The organism is Streptomyces sp. PKA51, from assembly GCF_057552455.1.
In genome coordinates this window covers 1-22,690 of the sequence record NZ_BAAJPZ010000016.1, presented here as the reverse complement: position 1 = coordinate 22,690, position 22,690 = coordinate 1, and the positions used below count along the sequence as shown (strand labels likewise).

The 22,690-nt window shown below is 74.0% G+C and carries 17 protein-coding genes; 12 read left to right on the top strand and 5 right to left on the bottom strand.

Annotated elements, in window-relative coordinates; all coding sequences use genetic code 11:
- The first annotated feature begins 76 nt into the window (after nucleotides 1-76).
- Nucleotides 77-1,417 (top strand): UDP-glucose dehydrogenase family protein, encoded by a 1,341-nt coding sequence (locus AC27L3_RS22135; protein ID WP_487235791.1) that lies wholly within the window; start codon nucleotides 77-79, stop codon nucleotides 1,415-1,417.
- Nucleotides 1,418-1,687: 270 nt separating this feature from the next.
- Here the strand turns inward: AC27L3_RS22135 and AC27L3_RS22130 are convergent, their stop codons facing one another.
- From AC27L3_RS22130 to AC27L3_RS22120, 3 genes are read right to left on the bottom strand one after another with little or no spacing between them, the layout of a single operon-like run.
- The gene (locus AC27L3_RS22130; RefSeq protein WP_487235790.1) at nucleotides 1,688-3,022 is read right to left on the bottom strand and encodes a coenzyme F420-0:L-glutamate ligase; all 1,335 of its coding nucleotides are present in this window, start codon (nucleotides 3,020-3,022) and stop codon (nucleotides 1,688-1,690) included.
- Entirely contained in the window at nucleotides 3,019-3,990 is a 972-nt protein-coding gene (gene cofD, locus AC27L3_RS22125; RefSeq protein ID WP_487235789.1) for a 2-phospho-L-lactate transferase, read from the bottom strand. The genes AC27L3_RS22130 and cofD overlap by 4 nt, the downstream gene beginning before the upstream one ends.
- Before the next feature lie 46 nt (nucleotides 3,991-4,036).
- A complete protein-coding gene (locus tag AC27L3_RS22120; protein ID WP_487235788.1) occupies nucleotides 4,037-4,552 on the bottom strand; it encodes a cysteine dioxygenase in 516 nt (171 codons plus the stop codon).
- Between the two features lie 699 nt (nucleotides 4,553-5,251).
- On the opposite strand from AC27L3_RS22120, the gene AC27L3_RS22115 reads away from it, so the two are divergent.
- The 3 genes from AC27L3_RS22115 (at nucleotide 5,252) to AC27L3_RS22105 (ending at nucleotide 11,015) form a co-directional block, all read left to right on the top strand.
- Nucleotides 5,252-5,515 carry a WhiB family transcriptional regulator gene (locus AC27L3_RS22115; RefSeq protein ID WP_004952403.1) on the top strand — a complete coding sequence of 88 codons (264 nt, stop codon included), beginning with the start codon at nucleotides 5,252-5,254 and terminating at the stop codon, nucleotides 5,513-5,515.
- Nucleotides 5,516-5,832: 317 nt separating this feature from the next.
- Nucleotides 5,833-9,444: a glycosyltransferase family 2 protein gene (locus AC27L3_RS22110; RefSeq protein ID WP_487235787.1), complete on the top strand. Its 3,612-nt coding sequence runs from the start codon at nucleotides 5,833-5,835 to the stop codon at nucleotides 9,442-9,444.
- On the top strand, nucleotides 9,441-11,015 hold the full coding sequence (locus AC27L3_RS22105; protein ID WP_487235786.1) for a DUF5719 family protein: 1,575 nt from the start codon (nucleotides 9,441-9,443) through the stop codon (nucleotides 11,013-11,015). Before AC27L3_RS22110 ends, AC27L3_RS22105 begins: the two co-directional genes overlap by 4 nt.
- 35 nt (nucleotides 11,016-11,050) lie before the next feature.
- On the opposite strand, the gene AC27L3_RS22100 is transcribed toward AC27L3_RS22105, so the two are convergent.
- Nucleotides 11,051-11,542, bottom strand: a complete 492-nt coding sequence (locus tag AC27L3_RS22100) for a metallopeptidase family protein (RefSeq protein WP_487235785.1) — start codon at nucleotides 11,540-11,542, stop codon at nucleotides 11,051-11,053.
- A 279-nt stretch (nucleotides 11,543-11,821) separates the two neighbouring features.
- Between AC27L3_RS22100 and AC27L3_RS22095 the strand changes: the two genes are divergently transcribed.
- The 6 genes from AC27L3_RS22095 to AC27L3_RS22070 all read left to right on the top strand — a co-directional run bounded on the left by AC27L3_RS22095 (nucleotide 11,822) and on the right by AC27L3_RS22070 (nucleotide 17,686).
- Complete coding sequence (locus AC27L3_RS22095; protein ID WP_487235784.1) at nucleotides 11,822-12,268, top strand: DUF3499 domain-containing protein; 447 nt, start codon at nucleotides 11,822-11,824, stop codon at nucleotides 12,266-12,268.
- Between the two features lie 98 nt (nucleotides 12,269-12,366).
- Nucleotides 12,367-13,725, top strand: a complete 1,359-nt coding sequence (locus AC27L3_RS22090) for a phosphomannomutase/phosphoglucomutase (protein ID WP_487235783.1) — start codon at nucleotides 12,367-12,369, stop codon at nucleotides 13,723-13,725.
- 132 nt (nucleotides 13,726-13,857) lie between these two features.
- Complete coding sequence (locus tag AC27L3_RS22085) at nucleotides 13,858-14,043, top strand: Trm112 family protein (RefSeq protein WP_344437863.1); 186 nt, start codon at nucleotides 13,858-13,860, stop codon at nucleotides 14,041-14,043.
- Between the two features lie 69 nt (nucleotides 14,044-14,112).
- Nucleotides 14,113-15,267, top strand: a complete 1,155-nt coding sequence (locus AC27L3_RS22080) for an SIS domain-containing protein (protein WP_487235782.1) — start codon at nucleotides 14,113-14,115, stop codon at nucleotides 15,265-15,267.
- A gap of 171 nt (nucleotides 15,268-15,438) precedes the next feature.
- On the top strand, nucleotides 15,439-16,647 hold the full coding sequence (gene manA / locus AC27L3_RS22075) for a mannose-6-phosphate isomerase, class I (protein ID WP_487235781.1): 1,209 nt from the start codon (nucleotides 15,439-15,441) through the stop codon (nucleotides 16,645-16,647).
- A gap of 73 nt (nucleotides 16,648-16,720) precedes the next feature.
- Nucleotides 16,721-17,686 carry a cation diffusion facilitator family transporter gene (locus AC27L3_RS22070; protein WP_487235780.1) on the top strand — a complete coding sequence of 322 codons (966 nt, stop codon included), beginning with the start codon at nucleotides 16,721-16,723 and terminating at the stop codon, nucleotides 17,684-17,686.
- Between the two features lie 235 nt (nucleotides 17,687-17,921).
- Here AC27L3_RS22070 and AC27L3_RS22065 read toward each other — a convergent pair whose 3' ends face one another.
- Nucleotides 17,922-19,871, bottom strand: coding sequence for a fructose-specific PTS transporter subunit EIIC (locus tag AC27L3_RS22065; protein WP_487235779.1), 1,950 nt, complete (start codon nucleotides 19,869-19,871; stop codon nucleotides 17,922-17,924).
- A 348-nt stretch (nucleotides 19,872-20,219) separates the two neighbouring features.
- On the opposite strand from AC27L3_RS22065, the gene ahcY reads away from it, so the two are divergent.
- The gene (gene ahcY, locus AC27L3_RS22060) at nucleotides 20,220-21,674 is read left to right on the top strand and encodes an adenosylhomocysteinase (RefSeq protein ID WP_344437874.1); all 1,455 of its coding nucleotides are present in this window, start codon (nucleotides 20,220-20,222) and stop codon (nucleotides 21,672-21,674) included.
- A gap of 102 nt (nucleotides 21,675-21,776) precedes the next feature.
- Nucleotides 21,777-22,403: a hypothetical protein gene (locus AC27L3_RS22055; RefSeq protein ID WP_487235778.1), complete on the top strand. Its 627-nt coding sequence runs from the start codon at nucleotides 21,777-21,779 to the stop codon at nucleotides 22,401-22,403.
- Nucleotides 22,404-22,690: the final 287 nt, after the last annotated feature.

Genomic DNA, 22,690 nt, shown 5'->3' with positions numbered 1-22,690 from the left:
CCCCGCGATCCTTCCCGGCCACCCCCCGACTATGCTCGGGCAACGCAATCCGGCCCGTCAGCACATGGAGCACCGCATGGCCCTCAAGATCACCGTGATCGGCACCGGATACCTCGGCGCCACCCACGCCGCGGCCATGGCCGAGCTCGGGTTCGAGGTCCTCGGACTGGACGTGGTGCCGGAGAAGATCGCCATGCTCTCGCGCGGCGAGGTCCCCATGTACGAGCCCGGCCTCGACGAACTGCTCCGCAAGCACGTCGCCGGCATCGACGGCTCCACCGGACGCCTGCGCTTCACCACCTCCTGGGAGGAGGTCGGCGAATTCGGCGACGTCCACTTCCTCTGCGTGAACACCCCGCAGAAGCACGGCGAGTACGCCTGCGACATGTCCTTCGTCGACAGCGCCGTCGCCTCCCTCGCCCCACAGCTGCGCCGCCCCGCCCTCGTCGTCGGCAAGTCCACCGTCCCCGTCGGCAGCGCCGCCCGCCTCGCCCGCACGCTCACCGAACTCGCCCCCGCCGGCAACGACGTCGAACTCGCCTGGAACCCCGAATTCCTGCGCGAGGGCTTCGCCGTCCAGGACACCCTGCACCCCGACCGCATCGTCGTCGGCGTGAGCGGCGAACGGGCCGAGAAGCTGCTGCGCGAGGTCTACGCCACCCCCATCGGCGAAGGCACCCCCTTCGTCGTCACCGACTACCCCACCGCCGAACTGGTCAAGACCGCCGCCAACTCCTTCCTCGCCACCAAGATCTCCTTCATCAACGCCATGGCCGAGGTCTGCGAGGCCGCCGACGGCGACGTCGTCAAGCTCGCCGAGGCCATCGGCCACGACGACCGCATCGGCAAGAAGTTCCTGCGCGCCGGCATCGGCTTCGGCGGCGGCTGCCTGCCCAAGGACATCCGCGCCTTCATGGCCCGCGCCGGCGAACTCGGCGCCGACCAGGCCCTCACCTTCCTGCGCGAAGTCGACTCCATCAACATGCGCCGCCGCGGCCACATGGTCGAACTCGCCCGCGAAACCGTCGGCGGCAGCTTCCTCGGGCGACGCGTCGCCGTCCTCGGCGCGACCTTCAAGCCCGACTCGGACGACGTCCGCGACTCGCCCGCCCTCAACGTCGCCGGACAGATCCACCTCCAGGGCGGCCAGGTCACCATCTACGACCCCAAGGGCATGAACAACGCCCGGCAGGTCTTCCCCACCCTCTCCTACGCCCCCACCGCCCTGGACGCCTGCCGGGGAGCGCACGTGGTGCTGCACCTGACCGAATGGGCCGAGTTCCGCGACCTCGACCCGGCGGCCGTCGGCGACGTCGTCGCGGCGCGGCGCGTCCTGGACGGGCGCAACACGTTGGACGCGGCGGCGTGGCGTGCGGCGGGCTGGACCTTCCGCGCCATGGGCCGCCCCCAGGCGTAACGGCCTGCCGGTTTGTGGGCCCGGCCGCCCAGGCCCGTTTGTGGGCAGGCGTTCCGCAGGGCGGAACGGGTGGGCACAAACCGGCCCACCGGGCCGCACCACCCCCAACGCGCCGAAGGCGCCCCGCGGCGGGGAGCCGCCGACGGAGATCGGTGCTCCGCACCGTGGGTGCCGCGGGGCGGTTCCGCCGGTGGGCCGGTTGTGCCCACCCGTGCCGCCTGGGGGCACCTCCCAGCGGTAGCTGGGGGAGGCACGACTGCCCACAACCGGCTAGCGGGTGACGATGAACGCGTCCGCTCCGCGGGCGGGGCGGGGGCGCGGGGGAGCCGCCGGGCGGCCGACCGCGATGGCCCCCATCGGGTCCCAGTCGGCCGGAAGGTCGAGGACCCGCCGCACCACGTCGCGGCAGAACATCGTCGACGACACCCACGCCGATCCCAGCCGTTCCCCGGCCAGCGCCACGAGGAAGTTCTGCACGGCGGCACCGGCCGCCACCACGAACATCTCGCGTTCGGCCGTCGCCCGCCGCGCGTCCGGGTAGTCGTGGGAGCCGTCCATGACCAGGCAGGGCACGACCAGGTACGGCGCCTTGCGCAGGACGTCGCCCCGGCGTACGCGCCGGGCGATGGATTCCTCCGTGCGCCCGTCCGCCCGCAGGTCCGCGATCCACGCGTCCCGCATGGCGTCGAGCAGCTCGTGCCGTGCGCTCTCGCTCTCCAGGAGCACGAACCGCCACGGCGTGGTGTGGTGGGGGGCCGGTGCGGTGACGGCGGCGGCGACGGCGCGCCGTACGGCGCCGGGGTCGACGGGGTCGTCCGTGAACTCGCGCACGGTGCGCCGCAGGGCGACCGCCTCCCGTACGGCCTCGGAGGTGCCGAGACGGAACATGTCGTCCTCGGCGGGCCGTACGAGCCACCGGGCGCCGGCGCCGGCGTCGGCACCGTCGCCGGAGGGGCCGACCACGTGGGCCAGGCCGCGCACGACGGCGACCGGCAGGGCGCCGGCCTTGCCCTTGACGAGGTCGCCGGCGGCGGCGAGTTCGTCGACGGTGGCCACCACCGTGGCGACGAGCGGGTTGCCGTGGGCGTCGACGTCGCCGCGCAGGTCGTTGGCGACCTGTACGCCGGCCGCGCCGATGGCGAAGTCGGTGACGCCCTTGCGCCAGGGCCGTCCGGCGGTGTCGGTGACGACGACGCCGACGTCGACGCCGAGTGCGTCGCGCAGGCCGTCGCGGATGCGGCGGGCGGAGGCGTCGGGGTCCTCGGGCAGGAGCAGGATCGTTCCCGCGGTGGTGTTGGAGGCGTCGACGCCGGCGGCGGCCATGACGAGACCGAGCCGGTTCTCGACGATGCGCAGGGTGCCGCGGCGGGCGACGAGGCGTACGGTCTCGGCGTCGATGGCGGCCTCGCGGTCGTCGGCGGCGACGATGCGCCCCTCCGCCTTGCTGACGATCTTCGAGGTGACGACGAGGACGTCGCCGTCGGCCAGTCCCGGCAGGTCGTCGGCCGTCGCGGCGGTGGCGATGAGTTTGACCAGGTCGTCGCCGGGGCGTACCTCGGGGATGCCGGGCACCGCCCAGACGCGGTAGGAGGGGAGCGCGGTCATCCGCGCACCTCCTCGGCCAGGGCCAGGGCCGCGCGGGCCATCGCGGCCGTCGCGTCGAGGTCCGTCATCATCAGCGGCACCGCGCGGCAGCGGATGCCGGCGGCCTCGACGTCGGGGACGGCCGCGGTGTCGACGGTGTCGACGAGCCAGCCGTCGAGCAGGTCGGGGCCGTAGTGCCGGGCGACGGCGGCCGCGGTGGATTCCACGCCGACGGCGGCGAGGACCTTGTCGGCCATGCCCCGGACGGGCGCGTCGCCGACGATGGGGGAGAGGCCGACGACGGGGGCGTCCGCACCGGCGACCGCTTCGCGGATGCCCGGCACGCCGAGGATGGTGCCGACGCTGACGACGGGGTTGGAGGGCGGGAGGACGATGACGTCGGCCGCCGCGATCGCCTCCAGCACGCCGGGCGCGGGCTTGGCCTGCTCGGCGCCGACGGGGACGATGGCGTGGGCGGTGACGGAGGCCCGCAGCCGTACCCAGTACTCCTGGAAGTGGACGGCCTTGCGGGCGCCCGGCGCGCCGTCCGGGTCGTCGATCATCACGTGGGTCTCGATGCGGTCGTCGCTCATGGGCAGCAGCCGCACGCCCGGCTGCCACCGTGCGCACAGCGCCTCGGTGACCGCGCTGAGCGGGTAGCCGGCGGCGAGCATCTGGGTGCGGACGATGTGGGTGGCGAAGTCGCGGTCGCCCAGGCCGAACCATTCGGGGCCGACGCCGTAGGCGGCGAGCTCCTCCTTGACGGCGAACGACTCGTCCGCGCGGCCCCAGCCCTGTTCCTCGTGGATGCCGCCGCCGAGGGTGTACATCACGGTGTCGAGGTCGGGGCAGACCTTCAGTCCGAAGAGGTGGATGTCGTCACCGGTGTTGCCGATGACGGTGATGTCTGCGTCGGGGGCTGCTGACTTCAGGCCGCGGAGGAAGCGGGCGCCCCCGATCCCGCCGGCCGGAACCACAATGCGCTGCATGGCTGCAGTCTGTCAGCCGCACGGCCGCCCACTGCAGCGGGCCGCGTCATGACGTGGTGCGGGCGGCGGCGCAGTGCACGGACGGCCGCACGGCGGCGGTGCCGGCGTCGTGCATGGGCATCTCGGTGAGGCCGGGGAAGTAGATGTGCAGGCTGACCGCGGGGTCCAGGGAGTCGTTGACGACCTCGTGCGCGTACCCCGGCGCGAAGACGCGCTGCGCGCCGGCGGTGAGGGTGCGCCGCGCGCCCTGCGCGGTGTGCTCCGTCAGTGCGCCGTGCAGCACGGTGAGCACGCCGGAGGAGGGGCCGTGGTCGTGCAGCCCGCTGCCCTGCCCGGGCACCCAGCTCAGCAGCCACACCTCGTAGCCGGGGCCGGTGTGCAGCCGGTGATACCAGCGGCTGGCGGCGTCGTAGCGCACGAGCGGCGCCCAGGAGGCGGTGTCGGCGGCGATGCGGCGGGCCAGTCCGGCGAACTCGGCGACGGTGGCGGGGTGGGCGGCGGGCGCGGGCATCAGGTGGGGGAGGGCGAGCGGGTCGCCGGCGATCTGGACGTCGCTGTTCATGGGGAGTGGGTTCCTCGGCGGTACGACTGCGCGGGGCAGAGCGATGGCGGTCGCGGGCGCAAGCGCGCAAACGGGCGTGCGCGCACGCGAAGGGAGGGAAGAACGATCAGCTGGGACCGGGACGGGCGTGCGCGGCACGCGCACGGACGGTCACCTCAACAGCTGCGACAGCTGGAACAGCGACAGCGCGCCTGGACAGCACAGCGGGACCCGTACGCGCGGGTCAGGCTGAGGTTCCCCGGGGCGGTGGCCCGAAGGAGCAGGGTCGCTGGCATGCCCTCAAGGAGACCGGCTCCCCGGCTCCGCTGTCAACCGCGCGTCCGTTTTGGCCCGCTTCTTTCACTCGTCCGGTGAGAAAGAGGGGGCAATGGTTTGGGATCCGGGGTGTACGGACACCCGCGGAGCGACGGACCCGTAAATATCGGGTGCAACGGTCCCTGTGCGGGTGGCGTCCTCTTCCGTGAGGCGGGAAGGAAGAGGCGCTGACGAGGCACTTGTGACGAGTGGGAGAACTGTCCACTTGTGTGGTGTTTTGGCAACTTTCCGCTCGCCCTTGGTTCCGCAGAGTGAATAAGGGGCCCGATAGCAGATCCCGGCTTGACTGGCCCGGATCGGCGCACTTGTAATTTCACTCGTGTCGTTCTGCCGCACCTGATGTGCGGCAGCACACGGGGACGCATTGACAGACGAGGGGCGCACATGACCGAGCTGTTCCAGCAACTGCTGGTCGAGGAGGCGGACGAGGAGCTCGGCTGGCAGGAGCGCGCACTGTGCGCTCAGACCGACCCCGAGTCCTTCTTTCCCGAAAAGGGCGGCTCCACGCGCGAGGCCAAAAAAGTATGCCTGGCCTGTGAAGTCCGTTCCGAGTGCCTTGAATACGCTCTGGCCAACGACGAACGCTTCGGAATCTGGGGCGGTTTGTCGGAACGCGAACGCCGCCGCCTCAAGAAGGCAGCGGTCTGAAGACCGGCGTCATGATCTGACCGGATGTCTTGTACGAGCCAGGCGACGCGGACTGACGCAGCGTCGGTCCACGGGAACGAAGGACCCTCGGCCCCACCCGGCCCCACAGCAGGATTCATACCGCACGGTCCGCCCCTCGCAGCCCGCAAGCGAGGGGCGGATCGCTGTCCGCACGGCCCTCGGGGCGCCCGCCCGTACCACTAAGGTGGGCCCGTCCGAGACGCCGCCCGCCCGGGCGGCGCCCTCCCGTGAACCGGGACCGCCCGCGGCCCGGTACGTCCACCGCAGTCTCCATCGAACCGGGGCCCGCACCTGCCATGTTCGACCCCACCATCTCCCCGGCCTTCCCCCGGCACGTCGTCACCGCGGTGCTCGTCGCCCACGACGGCGCCCGCTGGCTGCCCGACGCCCTCGCCGGCCTGCTCGGCCAGGAGCGGCCCGTCCAGCACGTCGTCGCCGCCGACACCGGCAGCACCGACGACTCCCGCCGGCTGCTCGCCGACGCCCTGGGCGCCGAACACGTCCTGCACCTCGCCCGCCGCACCGGCTTCGGCGCCGCCGTCGAGGAGGCCGTGCGCAGCGCCCCCGTCCTCGGCGCCGACGACCTGCCCTACCTCAGGCGCTCCAGCGGCTGGGACCCCGTCGGCCGCACCTGGAGCGAGGACGAGTACGGCGCCGGCCCCACCCGCACCGACCGGTCGGACCTCGAACCCGTCCAGTGGCTGTGGCTGCTGCACGACGACTGCGCCCCCGACCCCGGCGCCCTGCACGAGCTGCTGCGCGTCGCCGACGCCGAGCTCGCCGCCGGCCACCCCACCGCGGTGATCGGCCCCAAACTGCGCAGCTGGTACGACCGCCGGCAGCTGCTGGAGACCGGCGTCTCCATCGCCCGCAGCGGCCGCCGCTGGACCGGACTCGAACGCCGCGAGCAGGACCAGGGCCAGCACGACCAGATCCGCACCGTGCTCGCCGTCTCCACCGCCGGCATGCTGGTGCGCCGCGACGTCTGGCAGGAGCTCGGCGGCTTCGACCCACGCCTGCCCCTCATGCGCGACGACGTCGACCTGTGCTGGCGCGCCCACGCCGCCGGCCACCGGGTGCTCGTCGCCCCCGACGCCGTCCTGCGCCACGCCGAGGCCGCCTCCCGCGAGCGCCGCCCCGTCGACTGCGCCGGCCGCAGGCCGACCACCGCCCACCGCGTCGACAAGGCCGGCGCCGTCCACACCCTGCTGGCCAACACCCGCGGCCCCCTGCTGCCCTACGTCATGATCCGCCTCGTGCTCGGCACCGTGCTGCGCACCCTCGGCTACCTCGTCGGCAAGGCCCCCGGACAGGCCCTCGACGAACTCGCCGGCTTCGCCCGTGTCCTGCTGCGCCCCGGGCGCATCCGGGCCGCGCGCAGACGCCGCGGCGCGCCCCGGGCGGACCCCGCCGAGCTGCGCCCGCTCTTCCCGCCGCCCGGCGCGACCGTCCGGGCCACCGTCGAGCAGCTCGCCGCCGACTTCGGCATCGGCACCCAGGACGCCCACGCCGCCGCCGGCCGGCACGGCGGCTCCACCGAGTCCGGGCCCGGCGGCGACGACGCCGACTACCTGGAGATCGAGCAGTTCGCCCGGCTGCGGCGCCTCGCACGCCGCCCCGCCCCCGTGCTCTTCGCCCTGCTGCTCCTCGTCTCCGCCCTCGCCTGCCGCGGCCTGTTCGGCAGCGGCTCCCTGACCGGCGGCGCCCTGCTGCCCGTACCCGACCACCTCCTGGGCCCCGACGGCCTGTGGGCCGCCTACGCCGACGGCTGGCACCCCGTCGGCACCGGCAGCACCGAGAGCGCACCGCCCTACCTGGCCGTGCTCGCCGCGCTGGCCTCCGTCCTGTTCGGCTCCACGGGCCTGGCCCTGACCCTGCCGCTCCTGTGCTCCGTCCCGCTGGCCGGACTCACCGCCTATGCCGCCTCCCGGCCGCTGACCGACTCGCGGCTGCTGCGCGCCTGGGCCAGTACGGTCTACGCCTTCCTGCCCGCCACCACCGGGGCCCTGGCCACCGGCCGGCTCGGCACCGCCGTCCTGGCCGTCCTGCTGCCGCTGATGGCCCGGGCGGCCGTTGCGGCCGGCGGCCTGCGCGCCCCGGACGCCGCCCCGTCGTGGCGCGCGTCCTGGGCGTACGCCCTCCTGCTCACCGTCACCACCGCCTTCACACCGGTGGTGTGGCCGGTGGCCGTGCTGCTGGGCGCCGGCGTGCTGGTGCTGCACTGCGCGCGCGGCGGCGCCGCCCGGCTCGCGGTGCACGGCCCGCGCCTGCTGGTGGTCGCCGCGACCCCCGTCCTGGCCCTCGCCCCCTGGTCCTTCGGGCTGCTCGTCCACCCGAGCCGGTTCCTCGTCGAAGCAGGCGCGCCCTACGGCCACGGCTCGGCCTCCGCGCTGCAGCTGCTGGCCGGCAACCCCGGGGGCCCCAGGACCTCCGGTGCCCTGCTGCTGGCCGGCGTCGTCCTGGCCGCACTGGCCGCCCTGCTGCGCCGGGACCGGCAGTTCGCCGTCCGCGCCGCGTGGGCCGCGGCCCTGGCCGGCCTGCTGTGCGCGGCCGTCGCCGGCGGCAGCGCCTGGGCCGGGCCCGGCACCCTCCTGTACGGCCTCGCCCTCGTCGCCGCCGCCGTCGTGGGCGCCGAGGGGGCCCGCGAGCGCGTCGCCGCCCGCAGCTTCGGCTGGCGGCAGCCGGTCGCCGGCCTGATCGCCCTGACCGCCGGCGCCGCCCCGCTCGTGGCGGCCGTCGTCTGGACGGCCGACGGCGCCGACGGGCCGCTGCAGCGCCGCGACCCCGTGCAGGTGCCCGCGTTCGTCGCCGAGGAGGCCAGCACCCGCGACCAGGCCCGCACCCTGGTCCTCGGCGGCGGCTCCGGCCGCGTGACGTACGCGCTCGTGCGCGGCGCCGGGCTGCGCATGGGCGACGCCGAGACCGCGGCGGCCGGCCACGACCGGCGGCTGGACGCCGTCGTCGCCGGCCTGGTCGCCGGCTCCGGCGCCGATCAGGCCGGGCGCCTCGGCGACTACGCCGTCGGCTACGTCCTGGTGCGCGACAGCGCCCCGCGCAGCACCGCCCGCGTCCTGGACGCCACCCCCGGCCTGACCCGCATGGGGCAGGAGAACCGCAGCTCCCTGTGGCGCGTCGACCGGCAGGTCGCCCGCGTCACCGTCGTCACCGGCGCCAAGAAGCCCGACGGCAGCCCCGCCACCCCGCCCGCGCCGGTCGCCGCCGGGCCCGTCGAGGCCCACACCACCGTGCCGGCCGGCGGCGACGGGCGCATCCTGCGCGTCGCCGACAAGGCCGCGCCCGGCTGGCAGGCCACGCTCGACGGCCGGCTGCTCAAGCCCGTCACCGTCGACGGCTGGGCGCAGGGCTTCGCGCTGCCCGCCACCGGCGGCCGGCTGGACCTGACCTACCGGACCCCGCCGGCCCGCTCGGTGTGGGTGTGGGCGCAGGGCCTGCTCGCCGTGGTCCTCGTGGTGCTCGCGCTGCCGGGCCGCCGCCGGACCGTCGACGACGACCTGCCGGAGGACGGCGCCGCGGCGGCGGCCGTGCCGGCGCAGTCCGCGCCGGGGGAGGGCCGCCGCGCCCGCCGGCTGCGGGCCGCCGCCGAGGGGGCCGGGCCGGCGATGCCCGAGCAGTCGGGGCCGCCCGCCGCGGAGCCGTACGACGCGTACGCGCCCCACGACGGCGCCCACGACTCCTACAGCGGCTACGGCTACGGCCACGGCGACGCCGCTGCCGATCCGTACGCGGCGGTGCCGCAGCAGCAGGAGTACGGCCACCAGCAGCAGGGGCAGTACGCCGACCCGTACCAGGCCGGCGCGTACGACCCGTACGGCTACGGTCGGCAGCCCTACGACACGACGTACGGCGGGGGCGAGCGAGCCCACCGTGACGGGAGCGAGCAGCAGTGAACCGCACGACCCTTTCCCTGTTCGCCGCCACGGCCGCGCTCGCCGTCGTCACCGGCATCGCCGCCCTCAATCCCCCCTCCGACGGCGGGCGCACCGTCACGAAGTCGGTCGGCCGGCTGCCGGTGCAGCGCTCGACGCTGCTGTGCCCGGCGCCGACCTCCTCGGACGTGGGGCAGACGACGTACACCGCCTTCACCCCGCCCGGGAAGGGCACCGCCGGCAGCCCGGCCGACCTGCTGCCCGCGGCCGGCCCGGCGCACACGGACGCGGGGAAGAACGACGGCAAGGACGGCAAGGACGGCAAGGACGCGAAGGCCAAGGAGCCGAAGGAGTCGAAGGAGTCCAAGGAGTCCAAGGCACCGGCGAAGGAGGACCCGGGCAAGCCCGTGCTCTCCCTCAAGGAAGCCGGCAAGCCGGTGAGCACCACGACGGAGCGCTCCGACGCCCCCGCCCTGCTGGGCACCGCCGACGGTGCCCTCGCCCCCGGCTGGACCGCGCAGCAGACCACCGTCGTCGCCGCAGGCTCCGGCCGCGGACTGCACGGCACCGCCTGCACGCCGCCCGACACCTCCTTCTGGTTCCCGGGGGTGAGCACCGCCAAAGGCCGCCAGGACTACGTGCACCTGACCAACCCCGACGCCTCGCCGGCGGTCGTCGACCTCGAACTGTTCGGGCCGGAGGGCCGGGCCGGGGCCGCATCGGGGGAGGGCGTCACCGTCCCGCCCCACGCCACCGTGCCCGTCCTGCTCTCCACGCTGACCGACACCCCCACCGAGCAGCTGACCCTGCACGTGGCCGCGCGGTCCGGCCGGATCGGGGCGGCGGTGCAGGTCGCCGACGACAAGCTGGGCGGCGACTGGCTGCCGCCGTCCGCCGACGCCGCGCCCGTGGCGGTGCTGCCGGGCGTGCCCGCCGACGCCACCGCGGTACGCCTCGTCGCCTTCGCGCCCGGCAACGACGACGCCGACCTGAGCGTGCGGCTCGCCGGGCCGAGCGGCTCGATCAGCCCGGCCGGGCACGAGGCGCTGCACCTCAAGGCCGGGATGACGACGGCGGTCGAGCTGGGCGACGTCACCCGGGGCGAGGCCGGCTCGCTGGTGCTGACGGGCACCAAGGGCAGCGCCCCGGTCGTCGCCGCCCTGCGGGTGACGCGCGGCAAGGACGACAAGCAGGAGACGGCCTTCATCCCCGCCACGCCGCCCGTCGACGTGCGCGGCACGGTGGCCGACAACCGCCCCGGTGCCGCCACCCTGGCCCTGACCGCACCCGGCCGGGACGCCCAGGTGAAGGTGACCTCCTCGGCGGGCAGCGAGGGCGGCACCGCGGTGTCGAAGACGTACACGGTGAAGGCCGGCACGACCCTCGCCGTCGAGCCGCCGCGGCCCACCGGTGGCAAGGGCGTCTACGCGGTGACGCTCGAGAAGGTCTCCGGCGGCCCGGTGCACGCCTCGCGGATGCTCGCGCTGCCGAAGGACGGCGTCCCGATGTTCACGGTGCAGCCGGTGCGCGACGACCGCTCGACGGTGGCGGTGCCGGAGACCGGGCAGGACCTGTCGGTGCTGACCGGGTGAGCGCCGGCGACGGTGGTCGCCGGTCCGTCCTGGGGTCAGTCCTGGCCGTAGCGCGGGTCGACGGACTCCGGGGCGAGCCCGAGGAGTTCGGCGACCTGCTCGACCACGACCTCGTGGACCAGCAGCGCGCGCTCGTCCCGCGTCTTGGTGCGGATCTCCACCGGACGGCGGTAGACGACGATGCGGTCGGGCTCCCCGCCGCGCGCCGGTACGTACCGGCCCAGCGGCACCGAGTCGCCGTCCAGCAGCGCCTCCAGCGGGTCGCCGGCCCCGGCGTCCTCGCCGGCCGGCACCTCGCGCACCAGGAACTCCACGGACGCCAGCTGCGGCCAGCGCCGCTCCAGCCGCTCGGCCGAGTCCTGGACGAGGTCGACGAAGGCCTCCGCCCTGGTCGCCGACAGCGGCACCTGCGGGGGCGCGATGGGGCCGCGCATGCCGCGTCCGTGGCGGTCGCGGTGGCGCGGTCGCGGTCCGGTCGGGCCGGGGGCACCGCCGGCGGCGGCCGGAGGAGGTACGGGGCTGTCCATCACCCCCGAGGGTATCCGCCGGCCGACCGTCCGTATGCAGCAGCCGCCCATCTCCCGTCATGTCGCCCGATGAGCGATCCGGCCATGTCTGCGATCAAATACAGCCAGCCGCGGGATCGGGGCTCGCATCCCGAATGACACTATGTGTACCTAGTGGTGACGCTTTCCTTGGGCGATTTCTTTGCCGTCGGACATGTGTTCCCCGCCTCCCGAGGGGATCAACCAGGGCCTTCGCCAAGGGCGTCCACAGGACGAACCGGGACGACACGGAGGAGTGAGGTGGGGGTGAGTCGTCGCGGCCCGTTCAAGAGTGCGGTACCGTCCATCGTCGTGAGCCCTGTACGTCGCTGTTCGCGCACCGCGTGCGGCCGCCCGGCCGTCGCGACGCTGACGTACGTCTACGCCGATTCGACCGCCGTCCTCGGCCCGCTCGCCACCTACGCCGAACCCCACTGCTACGACCTGTGCGCCGAGCACTCCGAGCGGCTGACCGCGCCGCGCGGCTGGGAAGTCGTGCGCCTCGCCGTGGACACCGGGGCCGCCCGCCCCAGCAGCGACGACCTGGAGGCCCTCGCCAACGCCGTGCGCGAGGCCGCCCGGCCGCAGGAGCGCGCGGGAGGTGCGGGCTCCGCTCCGGGCGCCGTCGCACCCGGCGGCCGGGGGCCCGACCCGATGGAGGTCGCCCGCCGCGGCCACCTCAGGGTGCTGCGTTCGCCGGACTCCTGACGGCCGGTGACGAGCCGGCGCCCGCGGCGCACGGTCATGCACGACCGGTGACGGCGGGTAGGTTTGTTGTCCCGAACCGGAAGCAGGAGGGGTTGGCTGTGGCTGATCTGTCGCAGATCGTGAAGGCGTACGACGTGCGCGGCGTCGTTCCCGACCAGTGGGACGAGCCCCTGGCCGAGCTCTTCGGCGCCGCCTTCGCCCAGGTCACCGACGCCCGGGCCATCGTCGTCGGGCACGACATGCGCCCCTCGTCGCCCGGCCTCGCCGCCGCCTTCGCCCGCGGCGCCGCCGCCCGCGGCGTGGACGTCACCTCGATCGGGCTCTGCTCGACCGACCAGCTCTACTTCGCCAGCGGCCAACTCGGCCTGCCGGGCGCCATGTTCACCGCCAGCCACAACCCGGCCCAGTACAACGGCATCAAGATGTGCCGCGCCGGCGCCGCCCCCGTCGGCCAGGACACCGGCCTCGCCGAGATCCGCGCGCTGGCCGAGCGCTGGTCCGAGGAGGGCGCCCCCGCGCCCGCCGCCACCCCCGGCACCGTCACCACCCGTGACGTCCTCGCCGACTACGCCGCGCACCTGCGCTCCCTCGTCGGCCTGGAGCGCATCCGCCCGCTGAAGGTCGTCGTCGACGCCGGCAACGGCATGGGCGGCCACACCGTGCCCACCGTCTTCGAGGGCCTGCCGCTCGACCTCGTCCCGATGTACTTCGAGCTCGACGGCACCTTCCCCCACCACGAGGCCAACCCCCTCGACCCCAAGAACATCGTCGACCTGCAGGCCAAGGTCCGCGAGACCGGCGCCGACATCGGCCTCGCCTTCGACGGCGACGCCGACCGCTGCTTCGTCGTCGACGAGCGCGGCGAGCCCGTCTCCCCCTCCGCCATCACCGCCCTGGTCGCCGCCCGCGAGCTGGCCAAGCACCCCGGCGGCACGGTCATCCACAACCTGATCACCTCCCGGTCCGTGCCGGAGGTCGTCGAGGAGCACGGCGGCACCGCCGTCCGCACCCGCGTGGGCCACTCCTTCATCAAGCAGGAGATGGCCCGCACCGGCGCCATCTTCGGCGGCGAGCACTCCGCCCACTACTACTTCCGCGACTTCTGGAACGCCGACACCGGCATGCTGGCCGCCCTTCACGTGCTGGCCGCCCTCGGCGGCCAGGGCGGCACCCTCTCCGCCCTCGTGCACCAGTACGACCGCTACGCCGGCTCCGGCGAGATCAACAGCACCGTCGCCGACCAGGCAGGGCGCACGGCCGCCGTCCGCGCCGCGTACGAGGGCCGCGAGGGCGTCCGCATCGACGAGCTCGACGGCCTGACCGTCGCCACCGACGACTGGTGGTTCAACCTGCGCCCCTCCAACACCGAGCCGCTGCTGCGCCTGAACGTGGAGGCCCGCGACGCCGGGACGGTCGCCCGCCTGCGCGACGAGGTCCTGGAGATCGTCCGCGCGTAGCCGTACGCCGACGCCGGCCCCGGTTTCGGCACGGGGCGGGGTGGGGGAAAGAACACCCACCCGCCCCCCAAGGACTACGCTGACCTCACAGAACCGCACACCACAACCGCTCGCCCCGAAGGGAACCGCCCCATGCCGCTCGAAGCCGGCCTCCTGGAGATCCTCGCCTGCCCGGCGTGCCACGCCCCCCTCCGCGACGAGACCGCCTCCGAGGAGACCCCCGAGCTGGTGTGCGAGGGCCAGGGCTGCGGCCTCGCCTACCCCGTGCGCGACGGCATCCCCGTCCTCCTCGTGGACGAGGCGCGCCGCCCCGCCTGAGTACCGGCCACAGTCCCGCCGTCAGGCGCAGGCATCCCACCCCCACGGCCACCGGAGGCTGATCACACGGTGTTCGACGAGTCGCTCCTCGATGACCCCGACGGCCTCTCCCGTGCGGATCTGCACGGCCTCCTGCGCGGCGCCGCCGAATCCGGCGCCCGCGTCCGCACCGCCGTGCGCAACGCCGTCGAGGCCGGCCTCGCCGACCTGCAGCCGGACGGCCGCCCGCGCGCCGTCCTGGTCGCCGGACCCTGCCCGGCCGCCGAGTCCACCGCGGACCTCTTCGGCGCCCTCGCCGGCGACACCTGCCCGGTCACCCTGATCCGCCCCTCCGGCGTCGCCCCGGCCCCCGGCGCGCTGCGCTGGAACCTCCCCGGCTGGACGGGCCCGCTCGACCTGCTGCTCGTCGCCAGCCCCGACGGCACCGAGCCGGGCCTGGCCGTCCTCCTGGAGCAGGCCTACCGCCGCGGCTGCACCGTCGTCAGCGTCTCCCCGGCCGGCTCCCCGCTGGCCGACGCCACCGCCCAGGTCCGGGGCCTGGCGGTGCCGCTGACCACCACCCCGTACGAGAGCACCATGGCCGGCGGCTCGGCCGACGAGGCGCCGCCCGTCCTGCCCAGCGGGCCCGGCACCCTGTGGTCGCTGCTCACCCCGCTGCTCTCGCTCGCCGACCGCATCGGCCTGGCGGAGGCCCCGCCCGCCGCCCTCGACGCGCTCGCCGACCGGCTCGACCAGATCGCCGAGCGCTGCGGCCCGGCCATCGCCACGTACAGCAACCCGGCCAAGACACTGGCCGCCGAGCTCGCCGACACGCTGCCGCTGATCTGGACGGAGGGCGAGCTCGCCGCCGCGGCCGGGCGCCGCTTCGCCACCGTCCTCGCCGCCCTCGCCGGCCGCCCCGCGCTGGCCGCCGAGCTGCCCGAGGCGCTGACCGCCCACGGCACCCTGCTGTCCGGCGACTTCGCCGCCGGGGCCGACCCGGAGGACTTCTTCCGCGACCGCGTCGAGGAGCCGGAGGCGCTGCACGCCCGCGTCTTCCTCGTCCGGGAGCGCACCCCCGCCGTCACCTCGCCCGCGCCCGCCGCCCGCGAGCTCGCCCTGCACCGCGACACGCCCGTCAGCGAGCTGGAGGCCGGGGAGGGCAGCCCGCTGGAGACCGCCGCCGAACTGCTGGCCATCACCGATTTCGCCGCCGTCTACCTGGCGCTCGCCTCGACGCCGTAGGGCTCGTCAGCCGTCGCACGTCGTGGTCGGCCGTCGCACGTCGCCGGCGAAGCCACAACCGAAGCCGAAGCCGCAGTCGAAGCCACAACCGAAGCCGAAGCCGCAGTCGAAGCCGCAGTCGCCCGAGAACAGGAAGCCCCCCAGCCCCGAGCCTGGAGCAGGAACCGCCCCATGGACCGCCTCGTCAATACCGTGCGCCCCTACGCCTGGGGTTCGACCACCGCGATCCCCGAGCTGCTCGGCGTCCCGCCCACCGGCGAGCCGCAGGCCGAGCTGTGGCTGGGCGCGCACCCGGGCGCCCCGTCCCACGTCGACCGCGGCGCGGGTCCCGTCGCCCTGAGCGACGTCGTCGCCGCCGACCCCGAGGGCGAGCTCGGCCCGGACGCCGTGGCCCGCTTCGGCCCCCGGCTGCCGTTCCTGATGAAGGTGCTGGCCGCGGCCGACCCGCTCTCCCTGCAGGTGCACCCGAACCCCGCGCAGGCCCGGGCCGGGCACGCCGAGGAGGAGGCCCTCGGCATCCCCGTCGACGCCCCCCACCGCAACTACAAGGACGCCCACCACAAGCCCGAGCTCATCTGTGCCCTCACCCCCTTCGAGGGCCTGTGCGGCTTCCGCACCCCGGACGCCACCGCCGAGCTGCTGGCCGCCCTGGAGGTCGACTCCCTCAAGCCGTACGTCGACCTGCTGCACGCCCACCCCGAGGAGGCCGCCCTGCGCGAGGTCCTCACCGCGGTGCTGCGCGCCGACCGCGCGGCCATGGCCGACACCGTGCACCAGGCGGCGGCCGCCGCCGAGCGGCTCGCCGGGCACAGCGGCCCGCACCGCGGCGCCTACGCGGCCTACGCCTCCGTCGCCCGGCACTTCCCCGGCGACCCGGGCGTGATCGCCGCCATGCTCCTCAACCACGTCGTCCTGCAGCCCGGCGAGGCCCTCTACCTGGACGCCGGCGTCCCGCACGCCTACCTCAAGGGCGTCGGCGTGGAGATCATGGCCAGCTCCGACAACGTCCTGCGCTGCGGCCTGACCCCCAAGCACGTGGACGTGCCCGAGCTGCTGCGCGTGGTCCGCTTCGAGGCCGGTGCGCCCGGCGTCCTGCGGCCCGAGGCCGACGCCGACGGGACGGAGGAGTACGTGACGCCCGCCGGGGAGTTCGCCCTCTGCCGCCACGCCCTGGCCCCGGACGCCGCCCCCCGCCCCTTGGCCGGCACCGGCGGTCCGCAGATCCTGCTCTGCACGGCGGGCACGGCCTTCCTGCGCGCCCCGGACGGCGGCGAGCTGACCCTCGTCCGCGGCCAGTCGGCCTACGTACGCGCCGGCGAGCGCGTGGAACTCGGCGGCGACGGAATCGTCTTCCGCGCCACGGTCGGCCGGGCGGCCTGAGCCGCACGGCACGGCGGACGGATCCTCGACGGATCCCACGGATCTCACGAATCGAAAGGTACGAAGCACACCCATGAGCGCATCGGGCGGAACCAGGGCCATCGTGGCCGCGCTGGGCGCGAACCTGGCCATTGCGGTCGCGAAGTTCGTCGCCTTCGCCTTCAGCGGGTCCTCGTCGATGCTCGCCGAGGGCGTGCACTCGGTCGCCGACTCCGGCAACCAGGCACTGCTGCTGGTCGGCGGCCGCAAGGCGCGCCGCAAGGCCAGCGAGGAGCACCCCTTCGGCTACGGGCGCGAGCGCTACATCTACGGCTTCCTCGTCTCCATCGTGCTCTTCACCATCGGCGGCGTCTTCGCGCTGTACGAGGGGTACGAGAAGATCAAGGAACCGCACCCGCTCGAGCACTGGTACTGGCCGGTGGGCGTGCTGATCTTCGCCGTCGTCGCCGAGGGCTTCTCCTTCCGCACGGCGATCAAGGAGTCGAACGAACTGCGCGGCAAGCAGTCCTGGCGCTCCTTCGTCCGCACCGCCAAGGCCCCCGAGCTGCCCGTGGTCCTCCTGGAGGACTTCGGCGCCCTCGTCGGCCTCGTGCTCGCCCTCGGCGGCGTCTGCCTGACCATCGCCACCGGCGACAGCGTCTGGGACGGCATCGGCACCCTGTGCATCGGCGCCCTGCTGGTCCTGATCGCGCTGGTCCTGGCCGCGGAGACCAAGTCCCTGCTGCTGGGCGAGGCCGCAGGCCCCGACCAGGTCGCCGCGATCCGCGCCGCCGCCGTCGACGGCACGACCGTCACCCGCGTCATCCACATGCGCACCCTGCACCTGGGGCCGGAGGAACTCCTGGTCGCCGCCAAGATCGCCGTCCCGGCGGAGGACACGGCCGCCCAGGTGGCCCGGGCCATCGACGCGGCCGAGGCCCGCATCCGCGAGGCCGTACCCATCGCCCGGGTCATCTACCTGGAACCCGACATCTACAGCGAGACCGCCGCGGCAGCAGGCGAGGACCCGGCAACAACCCCGGGCGGCCCGGGCCGCTGACCCCTGGAGCGCCCCGTCAGGGGCGCGGGGAACTGCGCGACAAGCCACGACGCGCCTGCAGGTCCCGAGGTCGCCCTTCGGCTGCGGGCCGTCGTGGCCGATCGCGCAGTTCCCCGCGCCCCTGGCGGGGCGCCGTGGCGGCCGAGCCGCACCGCCGCGGGCCGTACCGCGCCGGTACGGGAGCCGCCGCGCACCGCGGCAGCCGCCGCGCACCGGCTCCGCACCGCGGCAGTCGTCAGTGGACCTCGGTCAGGACGCGCAGGATCGCCTCGACGTCCGCGGCTGCCAGCAGCCGCTCGCGGAAGTCGGGGTCCAGCAGGCGCTGTGCCAGCTTCGCGAGGATGCGCAGGTGTTCGTCCGCCGCGTCCCCGTCCGGTACCGCGATCATGAAGACGAGGCGGGCCCGGGTGCCGTCCATCGAGCCCCATTCGATGCCCTGCGGGGAGCGCCCGAAGGCGACGACCGGGGCGGTCACCGCCGAGGTTTTCGCGTGGGGGACGGCGATCTCCTCGCCCAGGCCCGTCGTGCCGACCTCCTCGCGGGCCCGCACCGCACGGATCAGCTCCTCGGTGTCGCGCACGGCGCCGCTCGCCGCGAGCAGGCCGGCGAGCTCGCGAATGGCCTCCTCCTTGCTGCTCGCGGCGAGCTCGGGGCGCACGGTGCGGCCGGTGAGGTGGCCGGAGAGCACCTCGGGCGGGGCCGGCCCGCGCTTCGTCACCGGCGCTGTCGCCGGCCGCGCGGGCCCCCTCTCGACCGGGCGTGCCCCGCCCACGGCCAGCAGCGTGACGGTGACCAGCGCCGTCACCACCGTGCCGACGGCGATCGCGACGAAGAACATCGCCACTCCGTCGACCGCGCCGAGCAGCGCGACGATCGGGCCGCCGTGCGGCACCCGATCCGCCACCGTGGCCAGCCCCGCCACGGCCCCGGCCACCGCGCCGCCGGCCATGTTGGCCGGGATCACCCGGGCCGGGCGGGCCGCGGCGAAGGGGATCGCGCCCTCGGTGATGCCGAAGAAGCCCATGAACAGGGCGGCGAGCCCCGCCTCCCGCTCCTGCTCGGTGTACAGCCCGCGCCGCAGCAGCGTCGCGAGCCCCTGCCCCAGCGGCGGCACCGGGATCGCCGCCGCGCACATGCCCATCACGTGGGGGTTGGCGGAGACCAGCCCGGCGCCGAAGAGGAAGGCCGTCTTGTTGACGGGACCGCCCATGTCGAAGGCGATCATCAGGCCCAGCACGGCGCCGAGCAGCGCGGCGCTCGTCCCGGTCAGCCCGCCCAGCCAGGCGGTCAGGTGCTCGAAGAGCCAGGCGATGGGACGGCCGAGCACGTAGACGAAGAACAGTCCGAGGACGGACGTCGCCACCACCGGGATCACGATGATCGGCATGACGGGGCGGACGAACCTCGGCACCCTGATCTTCTTGATCCACAGGACCAGGTAGCCGGCGAGGAAGCCCGTCACGATGGCCCCGATGAAGCCAGCCCCCGATTTCGACCCGTACAGGGCGCCGGTGTTGGCGATCCAGCCGCCGACCATGCCGGGTGCCAGGGCCGGGCGGTCGGCGATGGCGTACGCGATGTAGCCGGAGAGCACCGGCACCATCAGGGTGAAGCCGATGGCCCCGATGTCGTTGACGTGCTTCCAGAAGGAACCGGCGGGGATCACCAGTCCGCCGTCGGGCCGTGGCTGCCCGCCCAGCGCCAGCGACACCGCGATCAGCAGACCGCCGACGACGACGAACGGGATCATGTACGAGACGCCGTTCATCAGCGCCCGGTAGACCACCGCCCGGGCCCGCCCGCCCCGGCCCGGCGCCCGCTCGGGCCCCGGTACCGCCCCGCCGGCGGCTGCGGGCGCGTACACCGGGGCGTGCTGGACGCGCTCGATCAGCTGCTCGGGGTGGTGGATGCCCTCCGCCACCCCGACCGTCAGCACCCGTTTGCCGGCGAACCGGGCGGGGTCCACCTCCTTGTCGGCCGCGATGATGACGCCGTCCGCGCGCCTGACATCGTTGTCCGACAGAACGTTCTCGTCCCCGATCGAGCCCTGTGTCTCCACCTTCATCTCGTGGCCGAGCGCCTCCGCCGCCTGGACCAGCTTCTCCGCCGCCATGTACGTGTGGGCGATGCCCGTCGGGCAGGCGGTCACGGCGATCAGCCGCAGCCGCCGCCCCGGTGACGTCACGTGGATCTCCTCACCTGGTTCTCCTCACCTGGATCTCCTCGCTCCGGTCCTCGCTCCACGCATCCTGCAACACCCGGCTGCCACAAGGGAGGCAGTCGTCGCGCGCGTCCGGAAGCCGCCCCGAAGGGGCTGGGGCCCGGCAGGGGTCCCGGTGTAGATTCGTGCCAGAGCCAGACGTCGCTGCTGATGGCGGTCGGGCGGTCCGTACGCCGGACCGGCCGAGGGAGAGAGGGCCTCCGACGGACTGGGCTGCGGCCGGGTGACAGCACGGGTGTCGTTACCGTGCTGAGCGACCGCATGCACAGCCGTACGTACCCACTCCGCTCGCCCCTCAGGAGGAGCAGCCGTATGACTACGACCACCGGCCAGGACTTCAAGGTCGCCGACCTGTCGCTGGCGGCTTTCGGTCGCAAGGAGATCACCCTCGCCGAGCACGAGATGCCCGGCCTGATGGCGATCCGCAAGGAGTACGCGGCGGCGCAGCCCCTCAAGGGCGCCCGCATCACCGGCTCGCTGCACATGACCGTGCAGACGGCCGTCCTCATCGAGACCCTCGTCGCCCTCGGCGCCCGCGTGCGCTGGGCGTCCTGCAACATCTTCTCCACCCAGGACCACGCGGCCGCCGCCGTCGCCGTCGGCCCGAACGGCACCCCCGAGGACCCGCAGGGCGTGCCCGTCTTCGCCTGGAAGGGCGAGACGCTGGAGGAGTACTGGTGGTGCACCGAGCAGGCGCTGACCTGGCCGGACGCCGCCACCGGCGGCCCCAACATGATCCTCGACGACGGTGGTGACGCCACCCTGCTCGTCCACAAGGGCGTCGAGTTCGAAAAGGGCGGCGCCGTGCCGGACCCGGCCTCCGCCGACAGCGAGGAGTACGCCCAGATCCTCACGCTGCTGCGCCGCACCCTCTCCGAGAACCCGCAGAAGTGGACGCAGCTGGCGTCCGAGATCCGCGGTGTCACCGAGGAGACCACCACGGGTGTCCACCGCCTGTACGAGATGCACCAGGCCGGCACCCTGCTCTTCCCCGCGATCAACGTCAACGACGCGGTCACCAAGTCGAAGTTCGACAACAAGTACGGCTGCCGCCACTCCCTCGTCGACGGCATCAACCGCGCCACCGACGTCCTGATCGGCGGCAAGGTCGCGGTCGTCTGCGGCTACGGCGACGTCGGCAAGGGCTGCGCCGAGTCCCTGCGGGGCCAGGGCGCCCGCGTCATCGTCACCGAGATCGACCCGATCTGCGCCCTGCAGGCCGCGATGGACGGCTACCAGGTCACCACCCTGGACGAGGTCGTCGAGACCGCCGACATCTTCATCACCACGACCGGCAACAAGGACATCATCATGGCCTCGGACATGGCCAAGATGAAGCACCAGGCCATCGTCGGCAACATCGGCCACTTCGACAACGAGATCGACATGGCCGGCCTCGCCAAGATCCCCGGCATCGTCAAGGACGAGGTCAAGCCCCAGGTCCACACCTGGACCTTCCCCGACGGCAAGACCCTCATCGTGCTGTCCGAGGGCCGCCTGCTGAACCTGGGCAACGCGACCGGCCACCCGTCCTTCGTGATGTCCAACTCCTTCGCGGACCAGACCCTGGCCCAGATCGAGCTCTTCACCAAGCCCGAGTCCTACCCGACCGACGTCTACGTCCTGCCCAAGCACCTGGACGAGAAGGTCGCCCGCCTCCACCTGGACGCCCTCGGCGTCAAGCTGACCACGCTCCGCCCGGAGCAGGCGGCGTACATCGGCGTCAAGGTCGAGGGCCCGTACAAGCCCGACCACTACCGCTACTGAGCTCCCCAGCAGGAGCAGCAGCCGGTAGACAACGAATGATCCGAAGGCCAGGCCCCCGTCCTCCCGGCGGGGGCCTGCGCCGTTCGCACCAAGGACCCCACCATGCCCCGCGGCCGCTACTCCCTGTACGACACCCACGATCACTCCCCCCTCGGTGACGAGCACTTCCAGTGCGCGACCGGCCCCACCGGCTGGCGCTACGTCTCGCAGCTGACCACCCCGTCCGGCGCCCCCGCCGGCGCCGTGGACCTCGCCATCGACGATCTCGGCCGCCCCATCCGCCTGCAGCTCAAGGCCGGGGACTGGCAGGTGCGCGGTGCCGCCCTCGACGGCGTGACCTGGGTCCGCACCGACCCGACCGGTGAACACGCCACCGAGGGCAACGTCCGCGCCCATGCCTTCACCGGCGCGTCCCCCGCCTTCTACGTCGCCGTCGCCCGCCTCCTGCGCCTGGCCCCGGGCGACGCCCCCGTACGCGTACGGCTCGTCGACTTCACACCCCCCGTGCTCGCCCCCCTCACCGTGGACCAGTCCTGGGCCCTGGTCGCCAGGACAGCACACCCCACCGACAACGGGTCCCTGGACGTGGACGAGTACCAGGTCAGCGCCCTCGACACGGGGGAGCGGCACACCGTCCACCTCGCCGGCGACGTCGTCCTGTCGGCCCCCGGCGTCGAACTGGAGGAACTGGAGAACCCGCCATCGGTCTTCGGCACCCGTGAGACCTGATAGTCTTCTCTCCTCCCCGCAAACCCGTTGACACGGGCCGAGGGGGGAGGTAGATTCGAACGGTTGCGAGGGGAACCTGGTTTGGACCAGGGGCTCCGCAACGGTTAGTATCTGACCAGCTTCGGCCAGTGAACATCGATGAATATCGATTCATTCATAGCGAAGCAACCCCGACTCTTTCGGAAGAAAAAGCCGACGAACGTCGCGCCGAAAACTTCTGATAAAGTCGGAACCCCGCTCCGACAGGGAGCCGGAAACGAATTCCGAACCGGAAACGGAACGGAAAA

What these genes read in the sequence shown, in the direction of transcription:
- AC27L3_RS22135 (WP_487235791.1), top strand. Translation starts at nt 77, where the DNA reads ATGGCCCTCAAGATCACCGTGATCGGCACCGGATACCTCGGCGCCACC.
- AC27L3_RS22130 (WP_487235790.1), bottom strand. Translation starts at nt 3,022, where the DNA reads ATGACCGCGCTCCCCTCCTACCGCGTCTGGGCGGTGCCCGGCATCCCC.
- cofD (WP_487235789.1), bottom strand. Translation starts at nt 3,990, where the DNA reads ATGCAGCGCATTGTGGTTCCGGCCGGCGGGATCGGGGGCGCCCGCTTC.
- AC27L3_RS22120 (WP_487235788.1), bottom strand. Translation starts at nt 4,552, where the DNA reads ATGAACAGCGACGTCCAGATCGCCGGCGACCCGCTCGCCCTCCCCCAC.
- AC27L3_RS22115 (WP_004952403.1), top strand. Translation starts at nt 5,252, where the DNA reads ATGACCGAGCTGTTCCAGCAACTGCTGGTCGAGGAGGCGGACGAGGAG.
- AC27L3_RS22110 (WP_487235787.1), top strand. Translation starts at nt 5,833, where the DNA reads ATGTTCGACCCCACCATCTCCCCGGCCTTCCCCCGGCACGTCGTCACC.
- AC27L3_RS22100 (WP_487235785.1), bottom strand. Translation starts at nt 11,542, where the DNA reads ATGGACAGCCCCGTACCTCCTCCGGCCGCCGCCGGCGGTGCCCCCGGC.
- AC27L3_RS22085 (WP_344437863.1), top strand. Translation starts at nt 13,858, where the DNA reads ATGCCGCTCGAAGCCGGCCTCCTGGAGATCCTCGCCTGCCCGGCGTGC.
- manA (WP_487235781.1), top strand. Translation starts at nt 15,439, where the DNA reads ATGGACCGCCTCGTCAATACCGTGCGCCCCTACGCCTGGGGTTCGACC.
- AC27L3_RS22070 (WP_487235780.1), top strand. Translation starts at nt 16,721, where the DNA reads ATGAGCGCATCGGGCGGAACCAGGGCCATCGTGGCCGCGCTGGGCGCG.
- ahcY (WP_344437874.1), top strand. Translation starts at nt 20,220, where the DNA reads ATGACTACGACCACCGGCCAGGACTTCAAGGTCGCCGACCTGTCGCTG.
- AC27L3_RS22055 (WP_487235778.1), top strand. Translation starts at nt 21,777, where the DNA reads ATGCCCCGCGGCCGCTACTCCCTGTACGACACCCACGATCACTCCCCC.